This window comes from Streptomyces eurythermus (assembly GCF_014649115.1).
GTDB lineage: Bacteria > Actinomycetota > Actinomycetes > Streptomycetales > Streptomycetaceae > Streptomyces > Streptomyces eurythermus.
The window spans coordinates 87,018-113,001 of the sequence record NZ_BMSK01000016.1 but is presented as its reverse complement, the minus strand read 5'-3'; the positions used below and the strand labels follow the sequence as shown (position 1 = coordinate 113,001).

Sequence of the window (25,984 nt, the reverse complement as noted above, 5' to 3'; positions counted from 1 at the left end):
GTCCCGGCACCGGCGCGCCCCCACCGTCGCGAGGGATACGGCACACGGCCGGCCCTCGCGGCGGAGGGTGCGCGCCTCCCACCGCACCCCCACGCGGCCCCGGCGCGGCGCCCCCGCGGCTCCGGCGGGCCTGCGTACGGGCCCCTCGCACCCGGCCCGGCGGCCTCCCGTACGGCCGACCGGCTGACGCTGCGTCACTCCGTCACCCGAACGGACCCCCCTGGCGAGCGCCATCTCATATCTGAGATAGCCTCAAGGTCATGTCAGACGACTACCTCGTACGCATCGGCAAGCTCATCCGTGACGCCCGGCAGCACCGGGGCTGGACGCAGACGCAGCTCGCGGAGGCGCTCGGCACCAGCCAGAGCGCGGTCAACCGCATCGAGCGCGGCAACCAGAACATCAGCCTTGAGATGATCGCCCGAATCGGTGAAGCCCTGGACAGCGAGATCGTGTCCCTGGGTTACGCGGGTCCGATGCATCTGCGCGTGGTCGGCGGTCGCCGTCTGTCCGGCGCCATCGACGTCAAGACCAGCAAGAACGCGTGTGTGGCCCTGCTGTGCGCGTCGCTGCTGAACAAGGGGCGCACGGTGCTGCGCCGGGTGGCGCGCATCGAGGAGGTGTACCGCCTTCTGGAGGTACTGAACTCCATCGGCGTGCGGACCCGCTGGATCAACGACGGCGTCGACCTGGAGATCGTCCCGCCCGCCGAGCTGGAGATGGCGGCGATCGACGCGGAGGCCGCCGTGCGCACCCGCTCGATCATCATGTTCTTCGGCCCGCTGCTGCACCGCATGGACCGCTTCAAGCTGCCGTACGCCGGCGGCTGCGACCTGGGCACGCGGACCATCGAGCCGCACATGATCGCCCTGCGCCGGTTCGGTCTGGACATCGCGGCCACCGAGGGCCAGTACCACGCGCAGGTGGACCGCTCGGTCCGCCCGGACCGGCCGATCGTGCTGACCGAGCGCGGCGACACCGTGACCGAGAACGCGCTGCTGGCCGCCGCCCGCCACGACGGCGTCACGGTCATCCGCAACGCCTCCTCCAACTACATGGTCCAGGACCTGTGCTTCTTCCTGGAGGCGCTGGGCGTGAAGGTGGAGGGCATCGGCACCACCACGCTCACCGTGCACGGAGTGCCGAACATCGACGTCGACGTCGACTACTCCCCCTCCGAGGACCCGGTCGAGGCGATGAGCCTGCTGGCCGCCGCCGTGGTCACCGAGTCGGAGCTGACGGTGCGCCGGGTCCCGATCGAGTTCCTGGAGATCGAGCTGGCGGTCCTGGAGGAGATGGGGCTCGACCACGAGCGCAGCCCCGAGTACTGCGCGGACAACGGCCGTACGCGCCTGGTCGACCTCACGGTGCACCCCTCCAAGCTGGAGGCGCCGATCGACAAGATCCACCCCATGCCGTTCCCCGGCCTGAACATCGACAACGTGCCGTTCTTCGCGGCCATCGCGGCCACGGCGCAGGGCAAGACCCTCATCCACGACTGGGTCTACGACAACCGCGCCATCTACCTGACCGACCTCAACCGCCTCGGCGGCCGGCTCCAGCTGCTGGACCCGCACCGGGTCCTGGTCGAGGGCCCGACCCGCTGGCGCGCGGCCGAGATGATGTGCCCGCCGGCCCTGCGCCCCGCGGTGGTCGTCCTGCTGGCGATGATGGCGGCGGAGGGCACGTCCGTGCTCCGCAACGTCTACGTCATCAACCGCGGTTACGAGGACCTCGCCGAGCGCCTGAACTCGATCGGGGCGCAGATCGAGATCTTCCGGGACATCTGATACGCCGGTACCGCCGCACCCCGTCCGACCTGCTGTTCAGCGGATCGGACGGGGTGCGGCGGCATCTCTGGGACTTCTCCGGGACTTTGCGCCGGCGGCGTGCTCTCCGGCCGCGCTCCGGCCCGGCCCCTCCGGACAGTCACCCGGCGCTCTCACTCCGGTGCGGCCGTCCGGGCTTCGATGTGGGCGAGTTGGGCGGTGAGGATCTCTTCGAACGCGGCACGGCGGTCCGCCGCGAGGGGGCGGACCTCGCGGGCGAAGTGGGCCAGGGCGGGGATGCGCCGACAACCAAGAGGTGGTGGACCGCGCCGATGTGGTGTTCCTCGCGGTACGCCGCCAGGACCATCACGCCGCCCTCGCCGGGCTGACACCGGACGACGGCAAGATCCTGGTCAGCCTGATCGCCGGGCTCGCCGTCGACGACCTGCGCCGAACCCTCGTCACCCGCGCCCCGGTCATCCGCGCCATCCCGCTGCCCGCCGTGCGCGAGCGCCGTTCCGTCACCGTGACGTTCCCCTCGCACCCGGCGGTGGACTCCCTCTTCGAGCGGTTGGGCGGAGCGCTCCCCGTCACGGACGAGGCGGCGTTCAACGTCTTCTCCGCACTGACCGGGACGCTCACCGCCCACTACGCCTACCTCGCCACGCTCACCTCGTGGGCCGCCGGCCACGGCATCGCCCCTGACATCGCCGACCGGTATGTGCGCGGCCTCTTCGAGAACGCCGGCCGTTCCCTGAGCGACGGGTCCCGCCCTCTGCACCGACTCGCCGCCGACCACGAGACACCCGCCGGGAACAACGAGCGCGTCCGCACCACCTGGTTCGGCCCGGCCAACTCCACGGCTCTCGAAGGGGCCTTGGACAGCCTCCTCGCCGACCTGGGGTGAAAGCTCGCCCACCGCCCCGGTACTGATCGGCGGGGTGGTGTCGCTCGCCGGTGCGGTACCCGTCGACAGCCGGCGCGCCCGCCGGCCCCACCGGTCGACCGGCTGATGCCGCCGCACCCCTTTTCCCGGCCCGCCTCACCGGGGGCCGGAAAGGGTGCGGCGGCACCTTCCCGTGGGGGGTCGACCCGGTCACCGTGTCAGGGACTTGTACACCTCGATCGTCTTCAGGGCCGCGTGGTCCCAGGTGAACTCGGTCTCCACGCGACGGCGTCCCTCCCGGCCCATGCGTGCGCGCAGGTCCCGGTCCTCGAGGAGGGTGTTGACGGCCTCCGCGAGGGCTCCGGCGAAGCGGGCCGGGTCCGCCGGCTCTCCGGACTCCGAGCGCGGGTCCCGCTCCAGCGGGACGAGCAGGCCGGTGCGTCCGTGCTCGACGACTTCCGGAATCCCTCCGACGGCCGAGGCCACCACGGCCGTGCCGCAGGCCATCGCCTCGAGATTGACGATCCCCATCGGCTCGTACACGGAGGGGCACACGAAGACCGAAGCGTGGGTGAGGAGCTGGCGCAGCGAGCGGGGGTCGAGCATCTCGTCGACGCGGACCACACCCGTGCGCGCCCGTCCGAGCTCCTCGGTGAGGGCGTCCACCTCCGCGGCTATCTCCGGGGTGTCCGGCTGGCCGCAGCACAGCACGAGCTGGGCTTCCGGGTGGAGCTCGAAGCCCGCGCGCAGAAGGTGGTGCAGGCCCTTCTGCCGGGTCACCCGGCCGACGAACAGGACGATGGGCCGGCCCGGGTCGATGCCGAGGCGGTCCAGCGCGGCGGTTCCGTGATCCGGCCGGTAGTTCTCCGCGTCGATCCCGTTGTGGATGACATGGACCCTGCCGGGGTCGACCTGCGGGTAGACCTCGCAGATGTCGTCCCGCATGGCGCTCGACACCGCGATCACCCCGGCGGCCGCTTCGACGGCGGAGCGCTCCAGCCACGCGGAGAGGGCGTAGCCGCCGCCCAGCTGCTCGGCCTTCCACGGGCGCAGCGGCTCCAGGCTGTGCATCGTCATGACGTGCGGGATGCCGTGCACCAGTGCCGCTAGGTGACCTGCCGCGTTGGCGTACCAGGTGTGGCTGTGGACCAGGTCCGCGCCGCGCGCGTCGGCCGCGATCCGTACGTCGATGCCCAGCGACCGCAGCGCGGGGTTGGCGTCCCGCAGGCTGTCCGGCACCCCGTACCCGGTGGTGTGCGGCTCGGCGACCGGGTTCCCGAACGCCCGGACCCGCACCTCCGTGAAGCGGCGCAGCGCGCGGGTGAGTTCCGCCGCGTGGACACCCGCTCCCCCGTACACCTCGGGCGGGTACTCCCGAGTCATCAGGTCGATGCGCATCGACCGCCCCCCTCCAGTGTCGTGATGTGGCAACTCAGCAGCAGGGCAGCAGGTCGTTGACGGTGACTTGCTGCTCGGTGCCCGCCGTGTCGGCCACGGCCACGCCCGCGGCACCGGACGTCACGGCCAGCAGAGCGATGATCACGAGAGAAACGAGCCTGACAAACATGACAACCCCTTCACAACCCACTGGGTGGGATTCGCTTGACACGATGAGTCAAACACTCATGACTCACTAAGTCAATTCAAGTCATGCGTCGGTATACAGCCACCCCGGCGGCGTGCTGGCTGGTCACGCGGAGGGCGGACGTTTCACCGGCCCGCAGCGACGACCAAGGCGAGGTAAAAACCCCATGTGACAGCCCGACTCGACAAGCGTCACCGACGAGACTTGACAACGGTGAGTCATGCAAGTAGGCATGAGTCAGGCAGGTCTGAGGGCCAAGGAGTGAGATGGAACAGAGCAAGGGAGCCTCGATCGGCGCTCGGATTCGCGAGTTGCGTCGACAGAAGGGGCTGCAGCAGCAGGACTTGGCGTCACCGGAGGTGTCCGCCAGTTATGTGTCCCTCATCGAATCGGGGAAGCGGTCACCGTCCGACGCGGTGTTGCGGGCGCTCGCGGAGAAGCTCTCCTGCTCCGTCGAGTACCTGCGCAGCGGACGCGCCGACTCGCAGGCGAAGGAACTGCGGCTCAAGGTCGCGTTCGCGGACATGGCCCTGCGCAACGGCGACGACGGCGAGGCCCTCCAGGCCTACAGCGAGGCGCTCGGCCACTCCTCGCAGCTGGACGCCGCGACCGTCCGCCGGGCCCGCCTCGGCCAGGCGCAGGCACTGGAGAAGCTCGGCCGCCTCGAAGCGGCCATCACCCTGCTCGACGAGCTGTACTCCGACGACGAGACGGTGCCCGGCTCGGCGGAGTGGGCGCAGCTGGCCGTGTCCCTGTGCCGGTGCTACCGGCTCGCCGGCGATCTCAAGCTGGCGATCGAACTGGGCGAGAACGCCCTGGCCCAGCTGAACGCCCTCGGCCTCGACATCACCGACGACCATCTGCAGCTCGGCTCGTCCCTCGTGGCGTGCTACACGGAGCGCGGTGACCTCACGCGGGCGCAACTGCTCGCGAACAGGTTCCTGGACAAGGCCGAGGACACCGGGCTGCGGGCCGGGCGCGGCGCGGTCTACTGGAACGCGGGACTGGTGGCCGAGTCCCGGGGACACTCGAGCGAGGCGCTCGCCCTGATCGAGCGCGCCCTGGTCCTGATGGCCGAGGGCGACAACACGCGCCACCTGGCCATGCTCAAGTACAACTGCGGCTGGATCATGCTGCTCGTCCCCGGCTCGGACACCGCCCGCGCCAAGCAGCTCATCGAAGAGGCCCACTCCGCTCTCATCGAGGTGGGCAACAACGTCGAGCGCGCGAGCTGCGAGATCGGCCTCGCCTTCGCCGAACTCCAGCTCGGGCAGGCCGATGCCGCGCTGGCGCGCGCCGACCGGGCGCTGGGGCTGCTCGGCTCGGAGCCGCGTCCGCAAGCGGTGCGCGCCCGGCTCGCCATGGCCGAGGCCACGATGCTCTCGGGCGACCGGGCCGGCGTCGCCTCGCTGCTGCGCACCGCCGAGCGCCAGGTCCGGCACCTCGAGGACGGTCGCAGCACGGCCCGTCTCTGGCGTGCCATCGCCGACCTGTGGTCCCGGTGCGAGGAGCCCGACAAGGCCACCGACGCCTACCGGACCGCGCTGTCCATGGTCGGCCTGACCCCGCTGCCCCAGGTCAGCAACTCCTTGAGCACCCAGGGGCGGTGAAGTCGCCGCGTTCCACCGGTGCCGCCCGCCCGGTGCCGTCCGGCACCGGCACGGGAGCCCTCGGCGAGAAAGGCGCGTACCACATTCCACAGGCACGGGGCGGCGTTCCGTTCCCGGCCCCACCAGCAAGGAGCCCACGCGTGATCCGTTTCTTCGCCCTCGTCGCGCCTCGTGAGGGTCTCACGCTCCAGGAGTTCCACGACCACTGGCGCCACCCGCACGGCACCATGGGCCGCCTCGTCCCGGGACTGACCAGCTACGCCCAGGCGCACAGGATCCGCGCCGAACTGCTCGACGCCGAGACGACGGAGTACCTCGCCGCCGCGACCACGGAGTACGAGGGCGTCGCGATCTCGGGGTTCGACAGCCCCGGGGAGGCGCTCGCGCTCAGCGACGAACCGCAGTTCACCGACCACGTCCAGCCCGACGAGGACCTGTGGTGCGACCGGTCCAGGCTCCGGTGGCTGAGCACCACGGAGGAGGTCCTCCAGGCCCGGGCCGGTGTGCGGGACGGCGCCGCTTACGCGGATGCCCAGTGGAACTACCTGGACTTCCCCGTGTCCGTCCAGCTCCTGCAGTTCGTCCGGCCCGAGGGGCGTCCGGACTGGGCCGGCGAGGACGACGGCGCCCTCGGCCGCCGCGTCGGGGCCCTCCGGCACACCCGCAACCGTCCCGACCGCACCGTCCACGGCGACACCCCGCCGTTCCTCGGCGCCCGCCAGCTGTGGTGGCCCACGCTCACCGACTTCACCCGGGGGGTGCGGCAGGACCCCGGCGCGTTCCGGGAACTGCTCGCCCGGGGTGGCGACAACGCCGTCACCCTCCTCGCCCGGACCGAGCGCCTGCTGCGCTGAGGCCCGGGCCGCGCGCCCGACGCGTGACAGCCGACGCCCTCTCGGCAAAGGCCCCGGGAGGGCGTCGGCGTCCTCAGATACGGCTCGCCCGGCTCGTTTCCACGCCGGGCAACCGGAGCCAGCCGCCTTGCCGGGCCCAGACGTCCAGCTCGGGATCGTCGCCCACGAGCACCGGGTGCCCGACCGACTGCAGCAACGGCAGGTCGCCGGCGTGGTTGCCGTAGGCATAGCAGTCCACGGGGCGGGCCCCGTACCGGCGCATCACGGCCCTGGCCCGTTCCGCCTGGTCGCGTCCGGCGGCCGGTGCCGTGCTGTCGCCGGTGAGGACGTCGTCCGCCGCCACGGCCTCGGCGATGGAGCGGGCGCATGCCTCGAACGCTCCGGTGACGAGGACGACATGGTGTCCGTCCTCCTTGTGCCGGCGCAGGGCCTGTCGTACGGGCTCATGGAAGAAACGTTCCTGCGCCAGTTCGGCCTCGACCCAGGAGCGTCCGGCACGCGCGAGTTCCGACGGGGTACAGCCCTCGGGGACCCCGCGCGCGGAGATCCGTAGGCCCAGCCGGCGGCAGTGGGCCACGAAGTCCGGCATGCTCCTGCCCCTGATGAGGGTTTCGTCGATGTCGAAGAAGGCCACCACGGACGCCGGCGCGGCCGCTCCCCCGGCAGGAGAGCCTTCCACCACTCCCCGGATCTCCCGGTCCGCCGTCTCCATGACCTGGAGAACCTGCCGGGCCCGGACGAGGAACAGCGCCCCGGCCTCGGTCAGTTCGACCGGTTGCCGCCCGCCGCGCCGGATCAGTTCGGTGCTGAGCGCGTGCTCCAGGTGCTTGACGTAACCGGTGATGGTGGACTGGGCGCAGTGCAGATTGCCGGCGGCCCGGGTGAAGCTGCGCTCCTTGGCCACTTCGCAGAACGCCGTGAGGTACCGCAGTTCCATGGGCTACCACACATCCGTCGGGCGGGGCCGGACAGCGCTCGCCGGGTGCCCGGTCGCCGGTGCGGTGACGTACACGCCCGTGCCCGCGGCCACCACCTGCCCGCCTTGTGCGGCCGTGACATGCACGGACGCCCCGGATCCGGCGGTGCCCGCGCAGGTCCGCGCGGCCGAGAGGACCACGGCGTCGCCCAGCTCCGCGAACGCGGTGAAGGAGATGTCCAGCGCCACCAGCCCCGGCCGGCTGCCCTCGCCCCCACGGCGGCGCAGTTCCCGGTACCCGGCCTGCCGGAACGCCTCGGCCAGCACCATGACCGGCACGTGGTCCAGGGCGCTGTCGGCGTACGCCGGGTGTGCGGGGTCGGGCCACAGCAGGGCGCGCCGCTCGTCCGGGCCGGCGGGACTCAGCAGTACGCCGTCCTGCCGGGACCGGCCCACCTCCGCCGCCGGCAGCGGTTCGTCCGACCGCCGCGCGCGGGGAACGGGGGCGGGACGGGCCGGCGTGCGCAGGGCCTCGTAGATCCGGCTGCCGACGGCGAGACAGGTGAGTGTCATGGAGGCACAGCGCCGCCCCGCGACCCGGCACACGGCGTCCAGCCGGGCCCGGGTGCGTCCGGCCGGCCGGCCGCCCTGTTCCGTCCGGCGCAGTTCGACCTCGACCTGCAGCGGTGCCGGGCCGGTGCGGAGCAGCTCCGGAACCTCGATGCGGAAGCCGAGGTCACGGACGATCAGATGGTGTCCGAGGGGCACTCCGTAGAACGCGTGCGTCGCGTGGATCATGGCCTGCCGTGTCGCTTCGGCCATGAGCAGGGGGTCGTGGTGGCCCTCGGCGTCCGGCTCGTACAGGGCGTGCCGCCGAGGCAGCCGCACACCGACGAGCACCCGCCCGTCGCTCGCGCGGACGCCGTCGGTCACCAGCGAGGAAGGGGGCGGATCGCCGGGACGTACGCCGGGTTGCCGATTTCCTGGTACCCCCACGTCACGGGCATGCTGTGCGACCGTCCTCATGAGACCCTCCCCAAGACTCCTGAGATCACAAGGGGGCCCGCGGTGCTCCCCCCGAAGGCGTATCACGCCTTGAAAACCAGCCATGCATGCGATCGGGTCGCCTCGTCGAGATCCGAGCAGCGCACGGAACGATACTGCCGGGAAAGTATGTTGCACAGCCCGGCTACCTGTGAGTCGTTCGGTGTCGGCGCAGCTCACGAGCGAGCGGAGCACGGTGGACAATCGGCCACGGATCCGATCGGGTGGTTCAGCCCGCTGAACCGCCCGGTCTCCCCGGCATCCGGCGCGGGGGTTGGTTCGGATGCCGGGGAGACCGGAGTCGGGAGGGGAAGGGCCTCGTCGCGGGGTGGGGTGCCGTCGGCTACTGTTCGCCGTCGTCGGATCGCGGCACCGACACCAGAACGACGACGCTCCGGCCGTTCGCGTGGTAGACGTCCGTCCGTTCCAGCGCGGCTTCCCGTCCCTCGGGCAGGACGTCCTGTCCCTCGCCGTACGACGTGTCCACCACGCGCGCCCATCGACGGCCCGGGATCCGGGGCAGCTCGAAGTCCAGGCCCAGGTGGAACATGTTGAGGATCACGTGCAGGTCGGGGTCGTCGCCGAAGCCGGCCAGCGTGTACGACAGGACCCGGGCCTCGGTGTCCTCCCAGCCGGGCTTGCCGAGTTCGACGCCGTGCCATTCGACGTCCGGCAGGTCGCGCGCGTTGCGCCGCCCGGTGAAGAAGGCGGCTTCGTGGAGGGCTTCGTACCTCTTGCGCAGCGCGATCATCCGCTGGAAGAAGGCGCGGACCTCCGTCTCCTTGTCCGCCTGGTCCCAGTCGAGCCAGGAGAGCTCGTTGTCCTGGCAGTAGGCGTTGTTGTTGCCGTTCTGGCTGTTGCGGAACTCGTCGCCCGCCAGGAGCATGGGCACGCCGCGGCTGAGCAGCAGGATGGCGGCGAGGTTCTTGATCTGGCGGACGCGGAGCCGGTCGATCTCCGGATCGTCGGTCGGTCCTTCCACTCCGCAGTTCCAGCTGAAGTTCTCGTGGGCGCCGTCGGCGTTGGCCTCGCCGTTGGCGTGGTTGTGCTTGTGGTCGTAGCTGACCAGGTCGTTGAGCGTGAACCCGTCGTGGCAGGTCACGAAGTTGATGCTGTTGGTCGGCAGTTCCCCGTCCTTGTGGAACAGATCGCGTGACCCGCCGATGCGGCTGGCCACGGCGCCGACGAGTCCGCCGTCCCCGCGGACGAAGCGGCGTACGTCATCGCGGAACGGCCCGTTCCACTGGGACCAGCGCTTCCCCGGGAACCTTCCGACCTGGTAGAGGCCGCCGCCGTCCCAGGGCTCGGCGATGATCTTCGTCTCGGCGAGCACGCTGGACAGTTCGATGCCCCACAGCACCGGCGGCACGTCCATCTCGTACCCCTCGGCGCCACGGGACAGCTCCGAGGCCAGGTCGAAGCGGAAGCCGTCCACATGGTGCTCGGTCACCCAGTATTCGAGGCACTCGATGATGAACTTGGCCACGGCCGGGTGATTGGCGTTGACGGCGTTGCCGCAGCCGGTGAAGTCCATGTAGTGCCGGCGGTCCTCGGGCCAGAGGTGGTAGTACACCTCGTTCGCCTGGCCGCGGAAACTGATGGTGGGCCCGTGCTCGTTGCCTTCGGACGTGTGGTTGAAGACGACGTCCAGGATCACCTCGATGCCGGCCTTGTGCAGTTCCTTGACCATGTCGCGGAACTCGGTGATGTGGGTCGCCAGATGGGGGGTGGCGCAGTAGCCGGTGTGCGGCGCGAAGAAGCCGAAGGAGTCGTAGCCCCAGTAGTTGTGCAGCCGCCGGCCGTCCGGGCCGGTGCGCAGCACCTGGCGGTCGTCGAAGTCGAAGACCGGCAGCAACTCGACGGCGGTGACGCCGAGTTCCTTCAGGTAGGGGATCTTGTCGACGACGGCGGAGAAGGTGCCCGGGTGTTCGCTGCCGGAGGTCGGGGACGCGGTCAGGCCCCGCACGTGCATCTCGTAGATGACGGTGTCGGCGAGCGGGGTGCGCAGCGGCTCGTCCCCCTCCCAGTCGTAGGAGTGGAGATCGACCACCATGCTGCGCATCGAGTAGGCGCAGTTGTCCTCGGGGCCGATGGCGTGCACCCGGTCCCAGAGTTCGTTGGTGTTGGCCCGGGCGTAGGGGTCGAGCAGCACCTTGCGGTGGTTGAACCGGGTGCCCAGTTCCCGTGTGTGGGAGGGGCCGTCCATCCGGTACGCGTACACCTGCCCCGGCTGGAGGCCCTCGACGTGGCAGTGCCAGAAGTGGAAGCTGCGGTTGCGCTGGGGGTCCAGCGTGATGACGTGGCTGGGCCGCTCGTCGGTGCAGTGGTCGAACAGCAGGAGGTCGACCGACGTCGCCCGCTCCGAGTAGACGGCGAAGTTGACGCCTGTCGCGTCCGGCGTTGCCCCCAGCGGCTGAGGTCTGCCGGGCGTGACGGCCTTGACCGTCGTGGGCGGGCACACCCGGGTGTCATCTAGGCGACTCGTGGTCATGTGGTTAGCCATTCCTGGGCGATACGGGACTGACATCTGCTGAGCGTCGGGCACACCGACGGCAGGAACGGTGGCGGTGGTCAGCCGACGGGCACCTGGTCGCGGTCGAGCGAGGCGAACAGGTCGTTCCAGTCGGTGCGCCGGGCACCCGGCTCGTTGAAGATCTCGAAGGTCAGACCGTCGGCGGACGGCAGGGCCAGCGACCGCACCGCCGCCTCGGCCACGTCCTCCCGGGAGACACTGCCCTCGCCGCGGTCGCCCTGTTCGAGCCGGACCCGTTCCTGCCCGGGGCGGACCTGGGTGAGCCAGCCGGGGCGGATGACCGTGTAGGGCAGCCCCGACTCGCGTACGGCGTCCTCGCCGGCCAGACGCCAGTCGAGCATGCCGCCCCACGCGTTGATCGGGTGGTCGTGCCGGGTGACGAAGATCTGGCTGATCAGCGTGAAGTGCGGCCGGTTGCCGTCCGCGCCCGCGGCGGCCAGGGCGTTGCAGACGCCCTGGTACATGGTGGTCTTCGGGCTGTCGGGGCCGGTGTTGGCGGTACCGGGCTCGACGCTGAAGACCACGGCCGACACATCGGCCAGCGGCGTGGTGAGCGTCCCGCAGTCGCGTACGTCACCGGGGAAGAAGACCGCGCCTTCCGGCAGGTTCTGGGCACGCAGTCCGCTGCGGCCCACCACGCGGACTCGCTCACCGCGGTCCAGGAGCTTGCGGACGATCAGGGTCCCGACACTGCCGGTACCGCCGATCACGGTGATGGGTCGGTCCATGAGTACTCCAGGTCAACTGAGGGTGGCGGGACGAAAGCCGTCGGTCAGACCCAGCGCAGGATGTCGCTGGCGCTGGTGAGGGTGGTGCCGAGCGGCAGCCCGGACAGCGCGGGCACCTCCAGGCGCGGGTAGACGCTGATCCCGGACAGGCGCGTCCCGGCCCACAGATGGGCTCCGTCCCCGATGGCCGAGTAGTCGTCCAGGCGGACGGGCTTTCGCCGGCTGGACCGGACCTGCACCATGGGGCCCAGATACGCGTCGCTGATCTGGGCGTACGGCCCCACCATCGCGGCGTCGCCGCACACCGTCCGGGACAGCCGGGCGCCCTCGTGGAGGTCCACGCCGTCGCCGATGTCCGCGTACTCCAGCTCGACGCCGGGGCCGACCTCCACGTGCCGGCCGATCCGCACGCCGGGTCCGATGACGACGCTGCCGTTCTCGATCTTCTCGGCCAGCGTCGTCCCGGTCCGGGAGTCCTTCGTGCGGAGGCTGGACTCGTGGATCCAGTAGCGGGGGTGGGTGGAGTCGGGGGCGGTCATCAGGTCGTTCATCTGCTCGTAGTCGCCGTCCAGGACGTCGATCAGGGTGTGCAGGTAGTCGGCGACGTTGCCCAGGTCGCCCAGCCTGCGGATGCGCCGGGCGGCCACCGGGTGGCCGTGGCCGACCAGCCAGGGCAGCAGGTCGGATCCCCAGTCCAGACGCTGCTGGGACATGCGCAGCAGTTCCGGGTCCCGGGCAGCCCGGCGCAGCTGGGCACAGTCGATCAGGTACATGCCGGCGTTCGTCGGGATGTACGCGTCTCCGCCGAGGGCGTCGGGGAAGATCTGCCCGATCTCGCTCAGGCCCGGCTTCTCCAGGAAGCCCTCGACCAGCCCCCTGCCGTCGGTGCGCAGCGCGCCGTACTTGCCCGCCACTTCCTCGGCGGTGCGCTCCACCGTGGCGATGGTGACCACGGCGTTGCTTTCGAGGCGCGTCGCGTTCATCTCCTCGAGAGAGAAGTCGAACACCGAGTCGATCGGCAGTACGAGGGCCTGGCCGCCGAGGTCCCACTGCTCGATGTTGTGGAGCGTGGCGGCGCCCGAGCCCACGTTGTAGCGGTCGAAGCGCGAGCGTGAGTAGCGGATCTCCACGCCGTACGCCTCGCCGTACCCCAGCACGAGCTTGATCTGGTTGCGGTTCTCCAGCCCCTGCGCGACCACGTAGAACCGGCGGATGCCCTGTTCCCGGCACGCCTTGACCACCCATTCGATGAGCGGGCGGCCCACGAAGGGGATCAGCGCCTTGCTCCTGATGTAGTCCGACGATTCGAGCGTGATCGGCTTCGCCCGCTCCCCACGCCCGCCGGCCAGGATGATCCCGACCGTCTCTTCTTCCATCCGGTGCATCCGCCGTCTCCTCCCCGCTGATTGGCGCCCAACAGCACGATGGAACAACGCCCGCACTCCTCTTGTCAAGCGTTTCATGACTCTACATGACGACCTCAATGACAGCAAACTGTGCTGTTTTCAGTAGGAAATCGGGAACCAGCCGAGTCACCGTCAGACGACTCACATGACGCTCGACTTGACAGTTGGCAATACACTGAGTCGCGTCAGAGTCCCTCCATCGGCAGATGAGGAAGAACCCCCAATGAACTACGCCGTCATCGGCACCGGCATCGTCGGACGAACCCTGGCAGCGAAGCTTTCGGACCTGGGCCACAAGGTCACCATCGGCACGCGTGACGTGCGCCGTACGCTGGAGAACACCGAGCCCGACGGCTACGGCAACGAGCCCTTCTCCGTCTGGTCGGCCGCCCACCCGGACATCGCCCTCGCCACGTTCGAGGAAGCCGCCTCCACCGCGGAGACCGTCGTCAACGCGACGGCCGGGATGTCCAGCCTCGACGCCCTGCGGGCGGCCGGCGCCGACAACCTCGCCGGCAAGCTGCTCATCGACGTGGCCAACCCGCTGGACTTCTCCCAGGGGATGCCCCCCTTCCTGAACCCCGTCGGCACGGACAGCCTCGGTGAGCAGATCCAGCGGGCCTTCCCGGACGCGCGGGTCGTCAAGACGCTGAACACCATGAACTGCTCCGTGATGGTCGAGCCCTCACTCGTGCCCGGCGACCACCACGTCTTCCTGTGCGGCAACGACGCCGACGCCAAGGAGCAGGTGTCGCGGCTGCTGCTCGCCTTCGGCTGGCCCGAGGACGCGCTGATCGACCTCGGCGACATCACCGCCTCCCGGGCCACGGAGCAGACTCTGCCGCTGTGGATCCAGCTGTGGACCAGCCTCGGCCACTGGAACTTCAACTTCCGTATCCAGCAGGCCGGCTGATCCGGACGTGCCGCAGGGGCGGTCCCGCGTGGACCGCCCCTGCGTCGTGCCACGCGCCCGCCGTCAGCCCCAGTAGGAGTCGGCGCAGGCGCTGCCGGCCCCGAAGCGGGCCTCACGGCCGGCGATCACCTTGCCGTCACGCCACGTCAGCTCGTGGATGACGTCCAGCGCCGGCTCACGGTCCGGCTCCGCGTCGCCGGCCGCCGTCTCGGTGCGCACCTGGAGCGACACCGACCCCCTGATGAGAGCGGGCCGGGCGTCGCCGGAGAACGGCCGGGGCCGCTTGCCGAGGTAACCGAGGAAGGCGTCGAGCCCCTCGTACGTACCCGCCAGCGGGCTGTCCGACGGCACCGACCAGGTCAGGTCCCGCGCCCAGTACTGTGCGATCGCCTCCTCGTCACCCGTGCCCAGTGCCGCGTACGCCGCCTCGATCTGCTGCGGCAGCGGACGGTCGGTCAGCAGCCGGTCGGAGGTGGCGATGCCGTCGCGCACATCGACCTCGGTCAGCATCGTTCCGCCCACGGCGGTGGCACCCGCCCGCAGGTCGTCCACCGTGACGTAGACGTACGGACGCACGAGGTCTCCCATGACGTCCACCAGCGCCTCGGTCATTCCGTAGGCGATCTGCGCCTGCTCGGCGCGGCTGGCGAACCCCTCCATGAGACTGACCCTGATGATGGGCATCGTTCACTCCCCCTCGACGACGCGCAGGACGACCTTGCCGCGGGAGCGGCCGGACTCGACGATCTCGTGGGCCTGGTCCGCCCGCTCCAGCGGGAGGACGTCACCGACGTGCGGCCGCAGGGCGCCGGCCTCGACCAGTGCGGTGATCGCCTCCAGGTCGGCCCGGTCGCCCTCGACCGTCAGCGAGACGGCCCGCACTCCCCTGCGCTCGGCCTCCTGGAGGGTGGCCTCGCTCGGCGGGACCGGCAGGGAGATGAGCGCGCCGCCGGGGCGCATGACCTTCACGGAGCGCAGGCCGTTGTCACCGGCCACGGTGTCGACCACGATGTCGACGTCGTGCGCGATCTCCTCGAACGACTGCTTGGTGTAGTCGATCAGCTCGTCCAGCCCGCAGCCGCGCAGGATGTCCGCCTGCGACTCCAGGCCCGTGCCGTAGATGTAGGAGGCACCGCGGGCACGCGCGATCTGCACCGCGAGGTGCCCGAGGCCGCCGCCGGCGCCGTGCACCAGGACCCGCTTGCCCGGTCCGACACCGCCCACGCTCACCAGGGACTGCCAGGCGGTCAGCGAGACGAGGGGGATGGCCGCGGCCTCCACGTGGGAGATGTTGGCCGGCTTGCGGGCGAGCTGACGCGAGTCGGCGGCGACGTACTCCGCGTACGCCTCGCCGACGCGCGGGAAGTTGACCATGCCGTACACCTCGTCACCGGGGGCGAACCGGGTGACGCCGGAACCGACGGCCTCGACCACTCCGGAGACGTCCCAGCCGATGGTGATGGGCAGCTTGCCCTGGCTGTCGGAGATCCCGCCTCCCGCACGGGTCTTGCAGTCGACGGGGTTGACGCCGGCGGCGTGCACCCGGATCAGGACCTCGGTCCACAGCGGTTCGGGGCGTTCCACCTCCTCGAGGCGGAGGACCTCGGGCCCGCCGAACTCGTGCTGGCGTATGGCGCGCATCATCGCAGGCATGTGCTGCTCCTTGACTGGTCGGAATCTGGGAAGGGGATGTGGTGCGTACGGGCCGCCGGCCCGGGCCGGCTCCGGGCGGTCAGGCGGCGGATTCGATCGCCGCCAGGACGCGTCCGGTCAGGGCCTCGGCCCGGTCCGGCGCCGGCGCCTCGACGTTGACCCGCAGGACGGGCTCGGTGTTCGAGGCCCGGAGGTTGAACCAGGCGCCGTCGTCCAGCGTGACGGTGAGTCCGTCGAGCCGGTCGATGCCGGCTCCGGACTCGGCGAACGCCTCCTCCACCGCCTTGAGGGCGAGTTCGGGACGGGACGTGCGCACGTTGATCTCGCCGGAGGACGCGTACCGGTCGTACTCCGCGAGCAGGGCCGACAGGGGCCGTCGCTCGCTGCCGAGGGCCGCCAGGACATGCAGGGCCGCGAGCATGCCCGTGTCGGCGAACCAGAAGTCGCGGAAGTAGTAGTGCCCGGAGTGCTCGCCGCCGAAGACCGCGTCGTGCTCCGCCATCAGCGCCTTGACGAAGGAGTGCCCCACCCGCGAGCGCACGGGCGTGCCACCGGCCTCCCTGATCACCTCCACGGCCGAGGTGGACGTGATCAGGTTGTGGACGACGGCCGCACCGGGCACCCGCGCGAGTTCGCGGGCGGCGATGAGGGCGATCAGCGCGGACGGGGAGACGGCCCGGCCCCGTTCGTCGACCACGAAGCAGCGGTCGGCGTCCCCGTCGAACGCGAGCCCCAGGTCGGCGCCCTCCGCCACCACGCGGGCCCGCAGGTCCGCGGTGTTGGCCGGCTTCATCGGATCGGCCTCGTGGTGCGGGAAGGTGCCGTCGAGCTCGAAGTACATGGGGATGATGTCCAGGCCCGGGTGGTCCAGCACCAGCGGGACCGTCAGGCCGGCCATGCCGTTGCCCGCGTCCACGACGACGGTCAGGGGACGTATCCGGTCCAGGCCGACCAGCGAGCGCAGATGCCGCGCGTAGTCCTCCAGCAGGTCGACCTCGCGGTAGCCGCCGCGCGGGCTGACGGACACCACGGGGGCCCCGGTCCGCAGGGCCGACCCGATGAAGTCCAGGCCGGTGTGTTCCCCGACGGGTACGGCGCCCGCCCGGCAGAACTTGATGCCGTTGTACGCGGCCGGGTTGTGGCTCGCCGTGAACATGGCCCCCGGCACACCCAGGCTGCCGGAGACGAAGTACAGGTAGTCGGTGGAGCCGAGGCCCGCGTCGATGACCTCGGCCCCGCGGTCGCGCACCCCGTCCGCGAACGCCGACACCAGCCCGGGTGAACTCTCCCGCATGTCCCGTGCGACGGCTATCGCCGGGGCATCCACGAGGTCGGCGAAGGCCGCGCCGATGCGGTAGGCGTCCGCGCCGTCCCACTCGTCCGGAACCAGACCGCGGACGTCATACGCCTTGATGATGGCTGTGTTCGTCTCACGCACGAGAGCCGTCCTTCTGGATGTCGTCGGTGTCGGTGTCGTCGTCGTTGTCGGTGTCGTCGGGCACCAGCCACACGGTGGCCAGCGGGGGCAGGGTGAGGGACGCGCGGGCCGGCTGCCCCTGGTACGGGACCGGCGCGGCGGGCACGGGAGAGTCCTCGCCGACGCCGCCGCCGCCGTACCCGAGGGCGTCGGTGTTCAGCACCACGCGCCAGGACCCGGCGCGCGGGAAGCCGACCCGGTAGTCGTGACGCACCACCGGGGAGAAGTTGCTGACGCACACCAGCTCCCGCCCCTCGGCGTCGCGGCGGACGAAGGAGAACACGTCGTCGTCCCGGGCGTCGGCGTCGATCCACGCGAAACCGGCCGGGTCGCTGTCGAGTTCCCACAGCGCGGCGGTGCCCGTGTACAGCCGGTTGGTGTCCCGCACCAGGTCCCGCACCCCACGGTGGTCGCCGGCGGCGCCCCACTCGGGTTCCAGCAGCCACCAGTCCGGCCCGCGTTCGTGGTCCCACTCGGCGCCCTGGGCGAACTCCTGGCCCATGAACAGCAGCTTCTTGCCGGGGTGGGCCCACATGAAGCCCAGGTACGCCCGGTGGTTGGCGCACCGCTGCCACCAGTCGCCCGGCATCTTCGACACCAGGGAGCCCTTGCCGTGCACCACCTCGTCGTGCGAGATGGGCAGCACGAAGTGCTCGGAGTAGGCGTAGACCATGGAGAAGGTCATCTCGCCGTGGTGGTAGGCGCGGTGCACGGGGTCGTGCGCCATGTAGGCGAGCGAGTCGTGCATCCAGCCCATGTTCCACTTGAGGTGGAAGCCCAGGCCGCCGAGGCCGTTGTCCCCGGTGCAGTGGGTCGGCCGGGTCACCCCGTTCCAGGCGGTGGACTCCTCGGCGATGGTGAGGGCGCCCGGGCAGCGGCGGGCCACGGTGGCGTTCATCTCCTGGAGGAAGGCCACCGCGTCGAGGTTCTCGTGCCCGCCGTACGCGTTGGGCGTCCAGGCGCCGGGCCCGCGCGAGTAGTCGAGGTAGAGCATGGAGGCCACCGCGTCGACCCGCAGGCCGTCGACGTGGAACTCCTCGCACCAGTACAGGGCGTTGGCGACGAGGAAGTTGCGCACCTCCGGGCGGCCGTAGTCGAACTCCAGGGTTCCCCAGTCGGGGTGCTCGGCGCGGCGCGGGTCCTCGGGTTCGTACAGCGGATGGCCGTCGAACCGGGCCAGGGACCAGTCGTCCTTGGGGAAGTGGGCCGGCACCCAGTCGAGGATCACGCCGACTCCGGCCTGGTGCAGGGTGTCGACCAGGAACTTGAAGTCGTCCGGTGGGCCCAGCGTGGGCAGCGGGGCGTAGTAGCCGGTGACCTGGTAGCCCCAGGAGCCGCCGAAGGGGTGCGCGGCCACGGGGAGCAGTTCCACGTGGGTGAAGCCCAGGTCGGTCACGTAGTCGGTCAGTTCGCGCGCCAGCTCGCGGTAGCCGAGGCCGGGGCGCCAGGACGGCAGGTGCACCTCGTAGACGGACAGGGGTGCCCGGTGCGCGGGGCGCGCCGTGCGCTCGGCCATCCACCGGTCGTCGCCCCAGCGGTAGTCCGAGGTGTGCACGATCGACGCCGTGGCGGGCGGCACCTCGGCCCGCCGGGCCAGGGGGTCCGCCTTCTCCAGGGTCCGCCCGTCGTCCGTGACGATCTCGTACTTGTACAGCGCCCCGTCACCGACGCCGGGAACGAACAGCTCCCAGACCCCCGGTCCGCGGCGGCGCATGGGGTGCCGGGTGCCGTCCCAGGCGTTGAAGTCGCCGATGACGCGGACCTCGGCGGCGCGCGGTGCCCACACGGCGAAGAACGTTCCCGTCACCGGTCCGTCGGCGGTCTCCACCCGGGACACGCGGGCCCCCAGCACACGCCACAGCTGTTCGTGCCGCCCCTCGGCGATCAGATGGAGATCCAGCTCCCCGAGCGGGGAGCCGGGCACCGGGGGGTCGACGGCGGGTGCGTCGTCGGTCTCCTGGATGAGCGAAGTCACGGGCAGGCACGTCCTGTTCTGTGAGTACGGTCCGGCTGGCGGGGGGGGTACTAGCGGGCGGCGGTCAGGCGGCGCAGGGCCGCGAGCGGGATGTGCAGCCATTCCGGCCGGTGGCGGGCCTCGTAGACGGCCTCGTAGACGGCTTTCTCGGCTTCGAAGGCCCGCAGCAGCACGGGGTGGCAGCGGGGGTCGCAGCCGCCCGCGCTCGCGTAGCCGGCGCAGAAGGCCCGGCGGTGGCGGGCCGCCCATGCCTGGGCGCGGCGGGCCTGGCGCAACCGGGCCGGCGCGGTACCGGCGGCGCCCCGGTCCTCAGGAGTGGCGAGCAGCCCGGCCAGGGCGTGCTGGGCCGCGTAGTCGAAGGACCGCAGCATGCCCGCGACGTCGCGCATCACGTGCTGGGCGGCCGTCCGCTCGCTCAGCGGCCGGTCGGGCTCGCCCTCGAAGTCGGTGATCTTCCAGCCGTCGGCGGTGTGCAGGGCCTGGCCGAGGTGCAGGTCCCCGTGACCGCGCTGCGCGGTGATCCCCCGGCCGCGTGCCGCGAAGCGCGCGTAGTCACCGTACAGTCCCCGCAACCGGTCGCTGTAGCGCTGGAGTTGGGGCACCACGACGGCCGCCTCGGCCAGTTCCCCGCACATGACGCCGGCGCGGTCCGCGACGGCCCGGGCGGAGATGCGGCCGGGCGGGAAGCACCGGGCCAGGTCGCGGTGGAGTCCGGCCACGGCGCGGCCGAGGGAGTGCGCCTCGCCCGTGAAGCCGCCGACCGCGGGCAGGGCGCGGCCGTCCCCGGTGATGTACCGCGCGGCGTGCCGGGTGGCCAGCTCCCAGCCGTCCCCGTCCGAGTCGACGAACTCAGCGAGCACGCCGAGCACCGAGGAGTCCTCCCCCGGCACCCGGGTGTGCAGCCAGCCGGCCAGCCTGGGGGTGCGGGCGGATCCGGCGGCGGTGAGGGCGCCGAGGATCTCGGTCTCCGGGTGGGGCCCGGGGCGCGGTGAGCGCAGTACCTTCAGGATCAGCCGGTCGCCGAAGGCGATGCTGGTGTTGCTCTGTTCGCCCGTCAGCAGCCGGGGAGCGAGGCCGGTGGTGGCGGGCACGGCGCCCGTGAGGGTCAGGCGCGGTCCGCCGGGGTCACCGCCGGGTCCGCCCTCCCGCAGGATCACGGCCATCAGCTCGGGGTCGGCGGTGGCGTCGTAGAGGCAGGCGTCCTCCCAGCGGCCGTGGTCGAGCCGGGCGACGGCGGCGTCCCTCAGGTGCGGTGGCAGCGTGGGACGTATGCCCAGGAGCAGCTGGTAGCGGCGCGCCTCGGCGGCCTTGTCGTGGCGGACGTCGACCAGCAGGTGCAGCAGGGTCGGCGGGCCCTCGTGCAGGACCGTCATCGCGCGGGTGCGCACACCGCGCAGGCAGCCGTCCTCGTGCGCGAACCACCGGCGGCCGGCCAGCCAGGGCCGCAGGGCCTCGAGGACCGGGTCGGGTGTCTCGGCGGCGCCGATCGCGGACAGGCAGGACTCGCAGGCGACGACCGTCATGTGTCCCTCCGCACGGACAGGATGTGCGCGGGCGCGGCAGCGGGGTCGAGGCGTACGTAGTTGTGCTGCCCCCAGGCGTAGACGTCTCCCGACAGCTCGTCCCGCACGGTGATCCGGTCGTCCCAGGCGCGGCCCAGCCGGGGCATGTCGAGGGAGACCGTGCCCTCCTGGGGGCGGTGCGGGTCGAGGTTGACCACGGTGATCACCGTGTCGTCCCCGGTGCGCTTGGAGTACGCGAGCAGCGCGTCGTTGTCCGTGTGGTGGAAGCGCAGGGTGCGCAGCTGCTGGAGGGCGGGATGGCTGCGCCGGATGGTGTTCAGCCGGGTGATCAGGGGGGCGAGGGAGCGTCCCTCGGCTTCGGCCGACTCCCAGTCGCGCGGCCGCAGTTCGTACTTCTCCGAGGCGAGGTACTCCTCGCCGCCCTCCTTCAACGGGGTGTTCTCGCACAGTTCGTAGCCGGCGTACATGCCCCAGCTCGGCGAGAGCGTCGCCGCCAGGACGGCGCGCAGCTCGAAGGCCGGGCGGCCGCCGCTCTGCAGGTGCAGCGGCAGGATGTCCGGGGTGTTCACGAACAGGTTGGGCCGCAGGTACGCGTCCGTCTCCCGGCTCAGCTCCGTGAGGTAGTCGATGATCTCGTGCTTGCCGGTGCGCCAGGTGAAGTACGTGTACGACTGGTGGAAGCCGACGCGCGCCAAGGCCCGCATCATCGCCGGGCGGGTGAACGCCTCGGCCAGGAAGAGCACATCGGGGTCGCTCTCCGCCATCCGTCCGAGCACGGCTTCCCAGAAGGAGACCGGCTTGGTGTGCGGGTTGTCCACCCGGAAGATCCGCACGCCGCGGCCGGCCCAGAAGCGCAGCAGCCGCACGGTCTCGGCGACCAGGCCCTCGAAGTCCTGGTCGAAGTCGATGGGGTAGATGTCCTGGTACTTCTTGGGCGGGTTCTCGGCGTAGGCGATGGACCCGTCCGCCCGGTGCCGGAACCACCGCGGGTGCCGGGTCACCCACGGGTGGTCGGGGGAACACTGCAGGGCGAAGTCGAGAGCGATCTCCAGGCCCAGTTCGCGCGCCCGCTCGACGAAGGCGTCGAAGTCGGCGAACGTGCCCAGGTCCGGGTGGATGGCGTCGTGCCCGCCGTCCGGGGAGCCGATGGCCCACGGGGAGCCCACGTCGTGCGGGCCCGCTACGGCGGCATTGTCGGGGCCCTTGCGGTGGGCCGTGCCGATGGGGTGGATCGGGGGCAGGTACACCACGTCGAAGCCCATGCGCGCGATGGCCGGCAAGCGGTCCATCGCCGTGCGGAAGGTGCCGCTCACCGGTGCCGTGCCGGGGGCGGTCTTCGCCCCCTCGGACCGGGGGAAGAACTCGTACCAGGAGCCGAACAGCGCCCTGGGGCGGTCCACTTGGAGCGGCAGCGGCTCGGTGACGGTGACCAGCTCGCGCAGCGGATGACGGTCGAGGACGGCCCGCAGGCGCGGCCGGTTCATCTTCTCCAGGCGCTCCACGGCGGTGAGTTCACCGGTGAGCAGCACCTCGACGGCACGCTCCACGACGGAGCGGTCGACGCCTGCGCGGATGTTCGCCGCGGCCCGCTTGAGCAGCAGGGCGCCCTCGGTCAGGACCAGTTCGGTGTCGATGTCCGCGGGCAGTTTCACCCCGGCCTCGTGGTACCAGTCGGCGAGCGGGTCGCTCCACGCCTCCACGGTGAAGGACCACCGGCCCGGGGCGTCGGCCTCGACGGTGGCCGTCCACCGGTCGGTGCCCCGGGCGGTCTCGCGCAGCGGGGTGCGCAGCGCCGTGCGGCCGTGCGGGTCGTACAGGACGACCTGGGCACCCAGCTCGCCGTGCCCCTCGCGGAAGATGGTGGCCGCCACCTCGAACGTCTCGCCCGGCACCGCCTTGGCGGGGAAGCGCCCGCCGTCGACCCGGGGCGTGACGTCCTCGATGCAGATGCGGCCGACGCGCGGGGCGGGGCCCGCCGGCGGAAGGGGGGAGCCGGACCGGCTCGGCTTGGGCCTGCGGGCACGGCGGTGCGGGGCTTGAGTGGGCATGGCGATCCTCGGTCATGGGCCTGCCCCGGCGACTGCGGCCGGAGTCCGGGCGGGTGAGCTGGGGATGCGGTGCGGTGGTGGGACGGCTCCGGCGCGGCTGCCCCGCCTCGCGGGGCAGCCGCACCCGCCTAACTGCTCATGCTCAGCTGGCCGCACCTGGCGCAGGTCCGGCCGGCCGCGGGCTGTGCCGCGGCGGGCAGCTGGGCCGGGGTGGAGGCCGCGCTCAGCGCCTCGTGCGCGGACACATGGGGCTCGGCCGGATGCGGCGCCGCCGGCCCGGGGTGCTGCTGGTGTGCCGCCGGGGCGGGCCCGGGACGGTGCTCGGGCCGTGAACTGAGCACGTCGAGCATGTAGTAGACGATCAGCAGCGCGAAGCAGGTGAGGCTGGCCACGGCACTGACCAGTCCGATGACGGACGCGCCCAGGTACAGCAGCGGGCCCTGGGAGAAGTGCCGCTTGATCGTCGAGGCTTCCGCCGGCGTGATGAGGTGGCTGAGGTGCTGGTGGCCGCGGGAGGCGTACCACCAGATGGCGTTGAAGGGGATGCCCCCCACGGTGAGGACCAGCCCGTAGAAGATGGCGGCGGTGCGCGAACCCTGCCCGGTGGCCAGCCCCTCCGCCAGGACCGCGGCGGAGAACGGGATGAAGGCCACGCACATCAGCAGCAGCAGGTTCAGCACGAGCAGCACCCGGTCGACCCGCCGGATGTAGTAGAACATCGTGTGGTGGTTCATCCACACCACACCGATGATCAGGAAGCTGAAGACGTACGCCCCGTAGGACGGCCAGAGCCTGATCAGGCCGTGCAGCATGGATCCGTCGTGCGGGTCGGGTACGTCGATCTCCAGGACGAGAAGCGTGATCGCGATGGCGAAGACGGCATCGCTGAACAGCTCCAGCCGGGCGGTGCTGATCTCGGGGAGATCGGTGGTCGCTCCGGCGTGTTGCGCGTGGTGCTGCTGGTGGTGATGGTGCGGGGGTATGTGGTGGGCGTTCACGTTCTTTCTCCTCTGGGTGACTTACCAGGGGATGCGGCGGCGGCCTCGGTAGAAACCGCCGCTGCCACCGGAGTCGGGCCGCAGGGCGAGCCACGTCACCGTGTCCGCGCCCTCGTCCGGACTGAGCGAGGCGTGAGCTCCGCCCATGCGGGTACGCACCCATCCCGGGCAGACGGCGTTGACCTGGACATCCGGGGGAACCGCTGCCGCGACGACGAGGGTGAGGGCGTTGAGCGCGGCCTTGGCGATGCCGTAGGCGGCGGGGCCGGGCGTCGACTCCGTCATCGCGCCACCGCCGGAGGAGACGTTCACCACCCGGCCCCAGCCGCGCTCGACCATGCCCGGCACGAACGCCTGGCAGGTGCGGAACGCTCCCATCAGGTGCACTTCCAGGGCGTCGCGCAGGTCGGCTTCGCCGACCGAGAAGAACGGCATGGTGGGGTAGGTGCCGGCGTTGTTGACCAGGATGTCGATGGCGACGCCGTCCTCGGCCAGGCGCTCGGCGCAGGCCTCGACGCCGGCGGCGTCGGTGACATCGAGCTGCTCGACGCGCACGGTGTGCCCCTCCTCGGCCAGCAGCGCCGCGGCCTGCCGGCCGCGCGCCGCGTCGCGCGAGGCCAGCACGACATCCACGCCCCTGCTCGCCAACTGGCGGGCGACGGCCAGGCCGATCCCCCGGTTCGCTCCCGTGACCAGCGCCGTGCGCTGGGAGGCGCGGGCCACGGTCAGACGTCCTCCGTACCGATCAGCCAGTGCTCGCGCACCGCCATGCTGTGGATGTACCGCGTTTCGCAGAAGGCCGACAGGTCCTCCTGGAACGCCTTGAACTCGGGCGAGTCGACCGCCGCGGCGAGGGCCGTCTCGTCCTCGAAGGACAGCTGCCAGGCGGCGTCCAGGACGGGCTCGCCGATCGCGTAGCCGCCGTCGCGCACATGGCACTGCAGGTAGCGCTGCAGCCCCGGGATGTCCAGGGCCAGCCGGGCGTGGCCGGTCAGGGCGCGTTCGCGGAACTCGGCGACGGTCGTGCCGTTCTTCCGCTTGACGAGCATCACCAGTTTCACCGGGTGCGGCCGGCCGGGGCCGGGGCCCGCCTTCAGGGTGTGCGCGTCGGTGTCGAGGACGACGGTGCGCCAGAACGCGGCCCAGTTGGGCTCGTCCTTGCGCGCGCCCTCCAGGAACTCCGGGGTCTGGAGGGAGGCGATCTGCTCCTCGTCGTTGCGGAGCCAGATCTCGGCGATGCCGCTCCACATCGGGTCGTCCGGCTCGGGGCCGAGCGGGATGCGGGTGTCGACGCAGTACTTGACGATCTGCGGGATCTTGGCGGCGTAGTTGGGGCCGTGGACCTCCAGCCAGTAGCGCTGGAACTCCTCCTCGGTCATGCCGGGCTTGGGATGGGCGAAGATCAGCTGGTGGATCATGGTGTCTCCGTAGGGGTCAGGCGGCCAGCGGCGCCGTGCGGGGGGCGCGCTGGGCCAGGATGTCGATGAGCGTGCGGGCGAGCAGGTGGCAGTGGTTGCCGGTGCGCGCGGTGACCAGGTCCCCGTCGATCACCACGTCCTGGTCGACGTAGATGCCGCCCATGTTGCGCAGGTCGCCCAGCAGGTTGTTGTGCACGACGGCCCGCCGGCCGCGTACGACCTCGGGGATCGGGGCGGCCAGCCACATGCCGTGGCAGATGATCCCCTTGAGCATTCCGGGGTCGTCGAACGCGCGCTTCAGGAACCGGCTGGCCGGCGGGAGGGCCTTGGGGTCCTCCGTGAAGCGCAGCCGGTCCGCGACCATGCCCGAGGGCACGATGACGGCCGAGTACTCGCCCAGCTCGCGGTCGTCGAGGTCTTCGAAACTGCGGGTGACCTCGAAGGGGAACTGGTGCTCATGGCCGGTGAAGGTCTGCTTGTCGGCGCCCCACATCCGGGTCATGAAGTGGATCTCGGCGCCTTCCTCGGGGAAGCGCTGCTGGTAGTAGAGGATCTCCGGCTCGTAGTAGTCGCTCTCCATGAGCACGGCGATCTTGTGGCCGGTCAGTCGCACGGGCACTCCTTGTCTGGGCTTCGCGCCTGGGGCGG

21 protein-coding genes and 2 pseudogenes are annotated in these 25,984 nt (G+C 71.3%); 5 read left to right on the top strand and 18 right to left on the bottom strand.

The features are described from left to right. Positions 1 to 260 precede the first annotated feature (260 nt). On the top strand, positions 261 to 1,790 hold the full coding sequence (locus IE251_RS28440) for a helix-turn-helix domain-containing protein (protein WP_181793548.1): 1,530 nt from the start codon (positions 261 to 263) through the stop codon (positions 1,788 to 1,790). A 152-nt stretch (positions 1,791 to 1,942) separates the two neighbouring features. Here the strand turns inward: IE251_RS28440 and IE251_RS41285 are convergent. After that, positions 1,943 to 2,071: pseudogene (locus IE251_RS41285) on the bottom strand (TetR/AcrR family transcriptional regulator); the annotation flags it as partial. Positions 2,072 to 2,088: 17 nt separating this feature from the next. Between IE251_RS41285 and IE251_RS28435 the strand changes: the two are divergent. Next, positions 2,089 to 2,676: a pyrroline-5-carboxylate reductase gene (locus IE251_RS28435; protein WP_229896980.1), complete on the top strand. Its 588-nt coding sequence runs from the start codon at positions 2,089 to 2,091 to the stop codon at positions 2,674 to 2,676. 189 nt (positions 2,677 to 2,865) lie between these two features. Here the strand turns inward: IE251_RS28435 and glgA are convergent, their stop codons facing one another. Then, positions 2,866 to 4,053: a glycogen synthase gene (glgA, locus tag IE251_RS28430; protein ID WP_189755849.1), complete on the bottom strand. Its 1,188-nt coding sequence runs from the start codon at positions 4,051 to 4,053 to the stop codon at positions 2,866 to 2,868. 34 nt (positions 4,054 to 4,087) lie between these two features. Then, positions 4,088 to 4,222 carry a hypothetical protein gene (locus IE251_RS41780; protein ID WP_267926397.1) on the bottom strand — a complete coding sequence of 45 codons (135 nt, stop codon included), beginning with the start codon at positions 4,220 to 4,222 and terminating at the stop codon, positions 4,088 to 4,090. 284 nt (positions 4,223 to 4,506) lie between these two features. Here IE251_RS41780 and IE251_RS28425 point away from each other — a divergent pair, with 284 nt between their 5' ends. Both IE251_RS28425 and IE251_RS28420 read left to right on the top strand, forming a co-directional pair. Then, a complete protein-coding gene (locus IE251_RS28425; protein ID WP_189755848.1) occupies positions 4,507 to 5,850 on the top strand; it encodes a helix-turn-helix domain-containing protein in 1,344 nt (447 codons plus the stop codon). Between the two features lie 140 nt (positions 5,851 to 5,990). Beyond that, complete coding sequence (locus IE251_RS28420) at positions 5,991 to 6,704, top strand: EthD domain-containing protein (protein ID WP_189755847.1); 714 nt, start codon at positions 5,991 to 5,993, stop codon at positions 6,702 to 6,704. Between the two features lie 73 nt (positions 6,705 to 6,777). Here the strand turns inward: IE251_RS28420 and IE251_RS28415 are convergent, their stop codons facing one another. The 5 genes from IE251_RS28415 to IE251_RS28395 form a co-directional block, all read right to left on the bottom strand. Next, complete coding sequence (locus tag IE251_RS28415; RefSeq protein WP_189755846.1) at positions 6,778 to 7,641, bottom strand: haloacid dehalogenase-like hydrolase; 864 nt, start codon at positions 7,639 to 7,641, stop codon at positions 6,778 to 6,780. A 3-nt stretch (positions 7,642 to 7,644) separates the two neighbouring features. Further along, complete coding sequence (locus IE251_RS28410) at positions 7,645 to 8,553, bottom strand: ScbA/BarX family gamma-butyrolactone biosynthesis protein (protein ID WP_189755845.1); 909 nt, start codon at positions 8,551 to 8,553, stop codon at positions 7,645 to 7,647. A 454-nt stretch (positions 8,554 to 9,007) separates the two neighbouring features. Further along, positions 9,008 to 11,155 (bottom strand): glycogen debranching protein GlgX, encoded by a 2,148-nt coding sequence (gene glgX, locus IE251_RS28405; protein WP_189755844.1) that lies wholly within the window; start codon positions 11,153 to 11,155, stop codon positions 9,008 to 9,010. A gap of 80 nt (positions 11,156 to 11,235) precedes the next feature. Then, on the bottom strand, positions 11,236 to 11,925 hold the full coding sequence (locus IE251_RS28400) for an SDR family oxidoreductase (protein WP_189755843.1): 690 nt from the start codon (positions 11,923 to 11,925) through the stop codon (positions 11,236 to 11,238). A 44-nt stretch (positions 11,926 to 11,969) separates the two neighbouring features. After that, complete coding sequence (locus tag IE251_RS28395) at positions 11,970 to 13,310, bottom strand: sugar phosphate nucleotidyltransferase (protein WP_229896979.1); 1,341 nt, start codon at positions 13,308 to 13,310, stop codon at positions 11,970 to 11,972. Between the two features lie 244 nt (positions 13,311 to 13,554). Here IE251_RS28395 and IE251_RS28390 point away from each other — a divergent pair, with 244 nt between their 5' ends. Beyond that, positions 13,555 to 14,244 carry an NADPH-dependent F420 reductase gene (locus IE251_RS28390; RefSeq protein WP_189755842.1) on the top strand — a complete coding sequence of 230 codons (690 nt, stop codon included), beginning with the start codon at positions 13,555 to 13,557 and terminating at the stop codon, positions 14,242 to 14,244. 63 nt (positions 14,245 to 14,307) lie between these two features. On the opposite strand, the gene IE251_RS28385 is transcribed toward IE251_RS28390, so the two are convergent. The 10 genes and pseudogenes from IE251_RS28385 to IE251_RS28345 form a co-directional block, all read right to left on the bottom strand. Then, positions 14,308 to 14,928: a nuclear transport factor 2 family protein gene (locus IE251_RS28385; protein ID WP_189755841.1), complete on the bottom strand. Its 621-nt coding sequence runs from the start codon at positions 14,926 to 14,928 to the stop codon at positions 14,308 to 14,310. 3 nt (positions 14,929 to 14,931) lie between these two features. Beyond that, a complete protein-coding gene (locus IE251_RS28380; RefSeq protein ID WP_229896978.1) occupies positions 14,932 to 15,897 on the bottom strand; it encodes an NADP-dependent oxidoreductase in 966 nt (321 codons plus the stop codon). A 79-nt stretch (positions 15,898 to 15,976) separates the two neighbouring features. Beyond that, entirely contained in the window at positions 15,977 to 17,335 is a 1,359-nt protein-coding gene (locus IE251_RS28375; RefSeq protein WP_189755840.1) for a phosphomannomutase/phosphoglucomutase, read from the bottom strand. Continuing rightward, a complete protein-coding gene (glgB, locus tag IE251_RS28370; RefSeq protein WP_189755839.1) occupies positions 17,328 to 19,598 on the bottom strand; it encodes a 1,4-alpha-glucan branching protein GlgB in 2,271 nt (756 codons plus the stop codon). Before glgB ends, IE251_RS28375 begins: the two co-directional genes overlap by 8 nt. 983 nt (positions 19,599 to 20,581) lie before the next feature. Continuing rightward, a pseudogene (locus tag IE251_RS42335) lies at positions 20,582 to 20,872 on the bottom strand (maltokinase N-terminal cap-like domain-containing protein); the annotation flags it as partial. After that, on the bottom strand, positions 20,869 to 22,920 hold the full coding sequence (locus IE251_RS28365; RefSeq protein WP_189755838.1) for an alpha-1,4-glucan--maltose-1-phosphate maltosyltransferase: 2,052 nt from the start codon (positions 22,918 to 22,920) through the stop codon (positions 20,869 to 20,871). The pseudogene IE251_RS42335 and the gene IE251_RS28365, both read right to left, overlap by 4 nt. Positions 22,921 to 23,048: 128 nt before the next feature. Then, positions 23,049 to 23,918: a TMEM175 family protein gene (locus IE251_RS28360; RefSeq protein ID WP_229896977.1), complete on the bottom strand. Its 870-nt coding sequence runs from the start codon at positions 23,916 to 23,918 to the stop codon at positions 23,049 to 23,051. A 21-nt stretch (positions 23,919 to 23,939) separates the two neighbouring features. Next, on the bottom strand, positions 23,940 to 24,641 hold the full coding sequence (locus IE251_RS28355) for an SDR family NAD(P)-dependent oxidoreductase (protein WP_200692497.1): 702 nt from the start codon (positions 24,639 to 24,641) through the stop codon (positions 23,940 to 23,942). Positions 24,642 to 24,643: 2 nt separating this feature from the next. Then, a complete protein-coding gene (locus IE251_RS28350) occupies positions 24,644 to 25,336 on the bottom strand; it encodes an EthD domain-containing protein (RefSeq protein ID WP_189755837.1) in 693 nt (230 codons plus the stop codon). 16 nt (positions 25,337 to 25,352) lie between these two features. Continuing rightward, positions 25,353 to 25,949 carry a DJ-1/PfpI family protein gene (locus tag IE251_RS28345; RefSeq protein WP_189755836.1) on the bottom strand — a complete coding sequence of 199 codons (597 nt, stop codon included), beginning with the start codon at positions 25,947 to 25,949 and terminating at the stop codon, positions 25,353 to 25,355. Positions 25,950 to 25,984 lie beyond the last annotated feature (35 nt).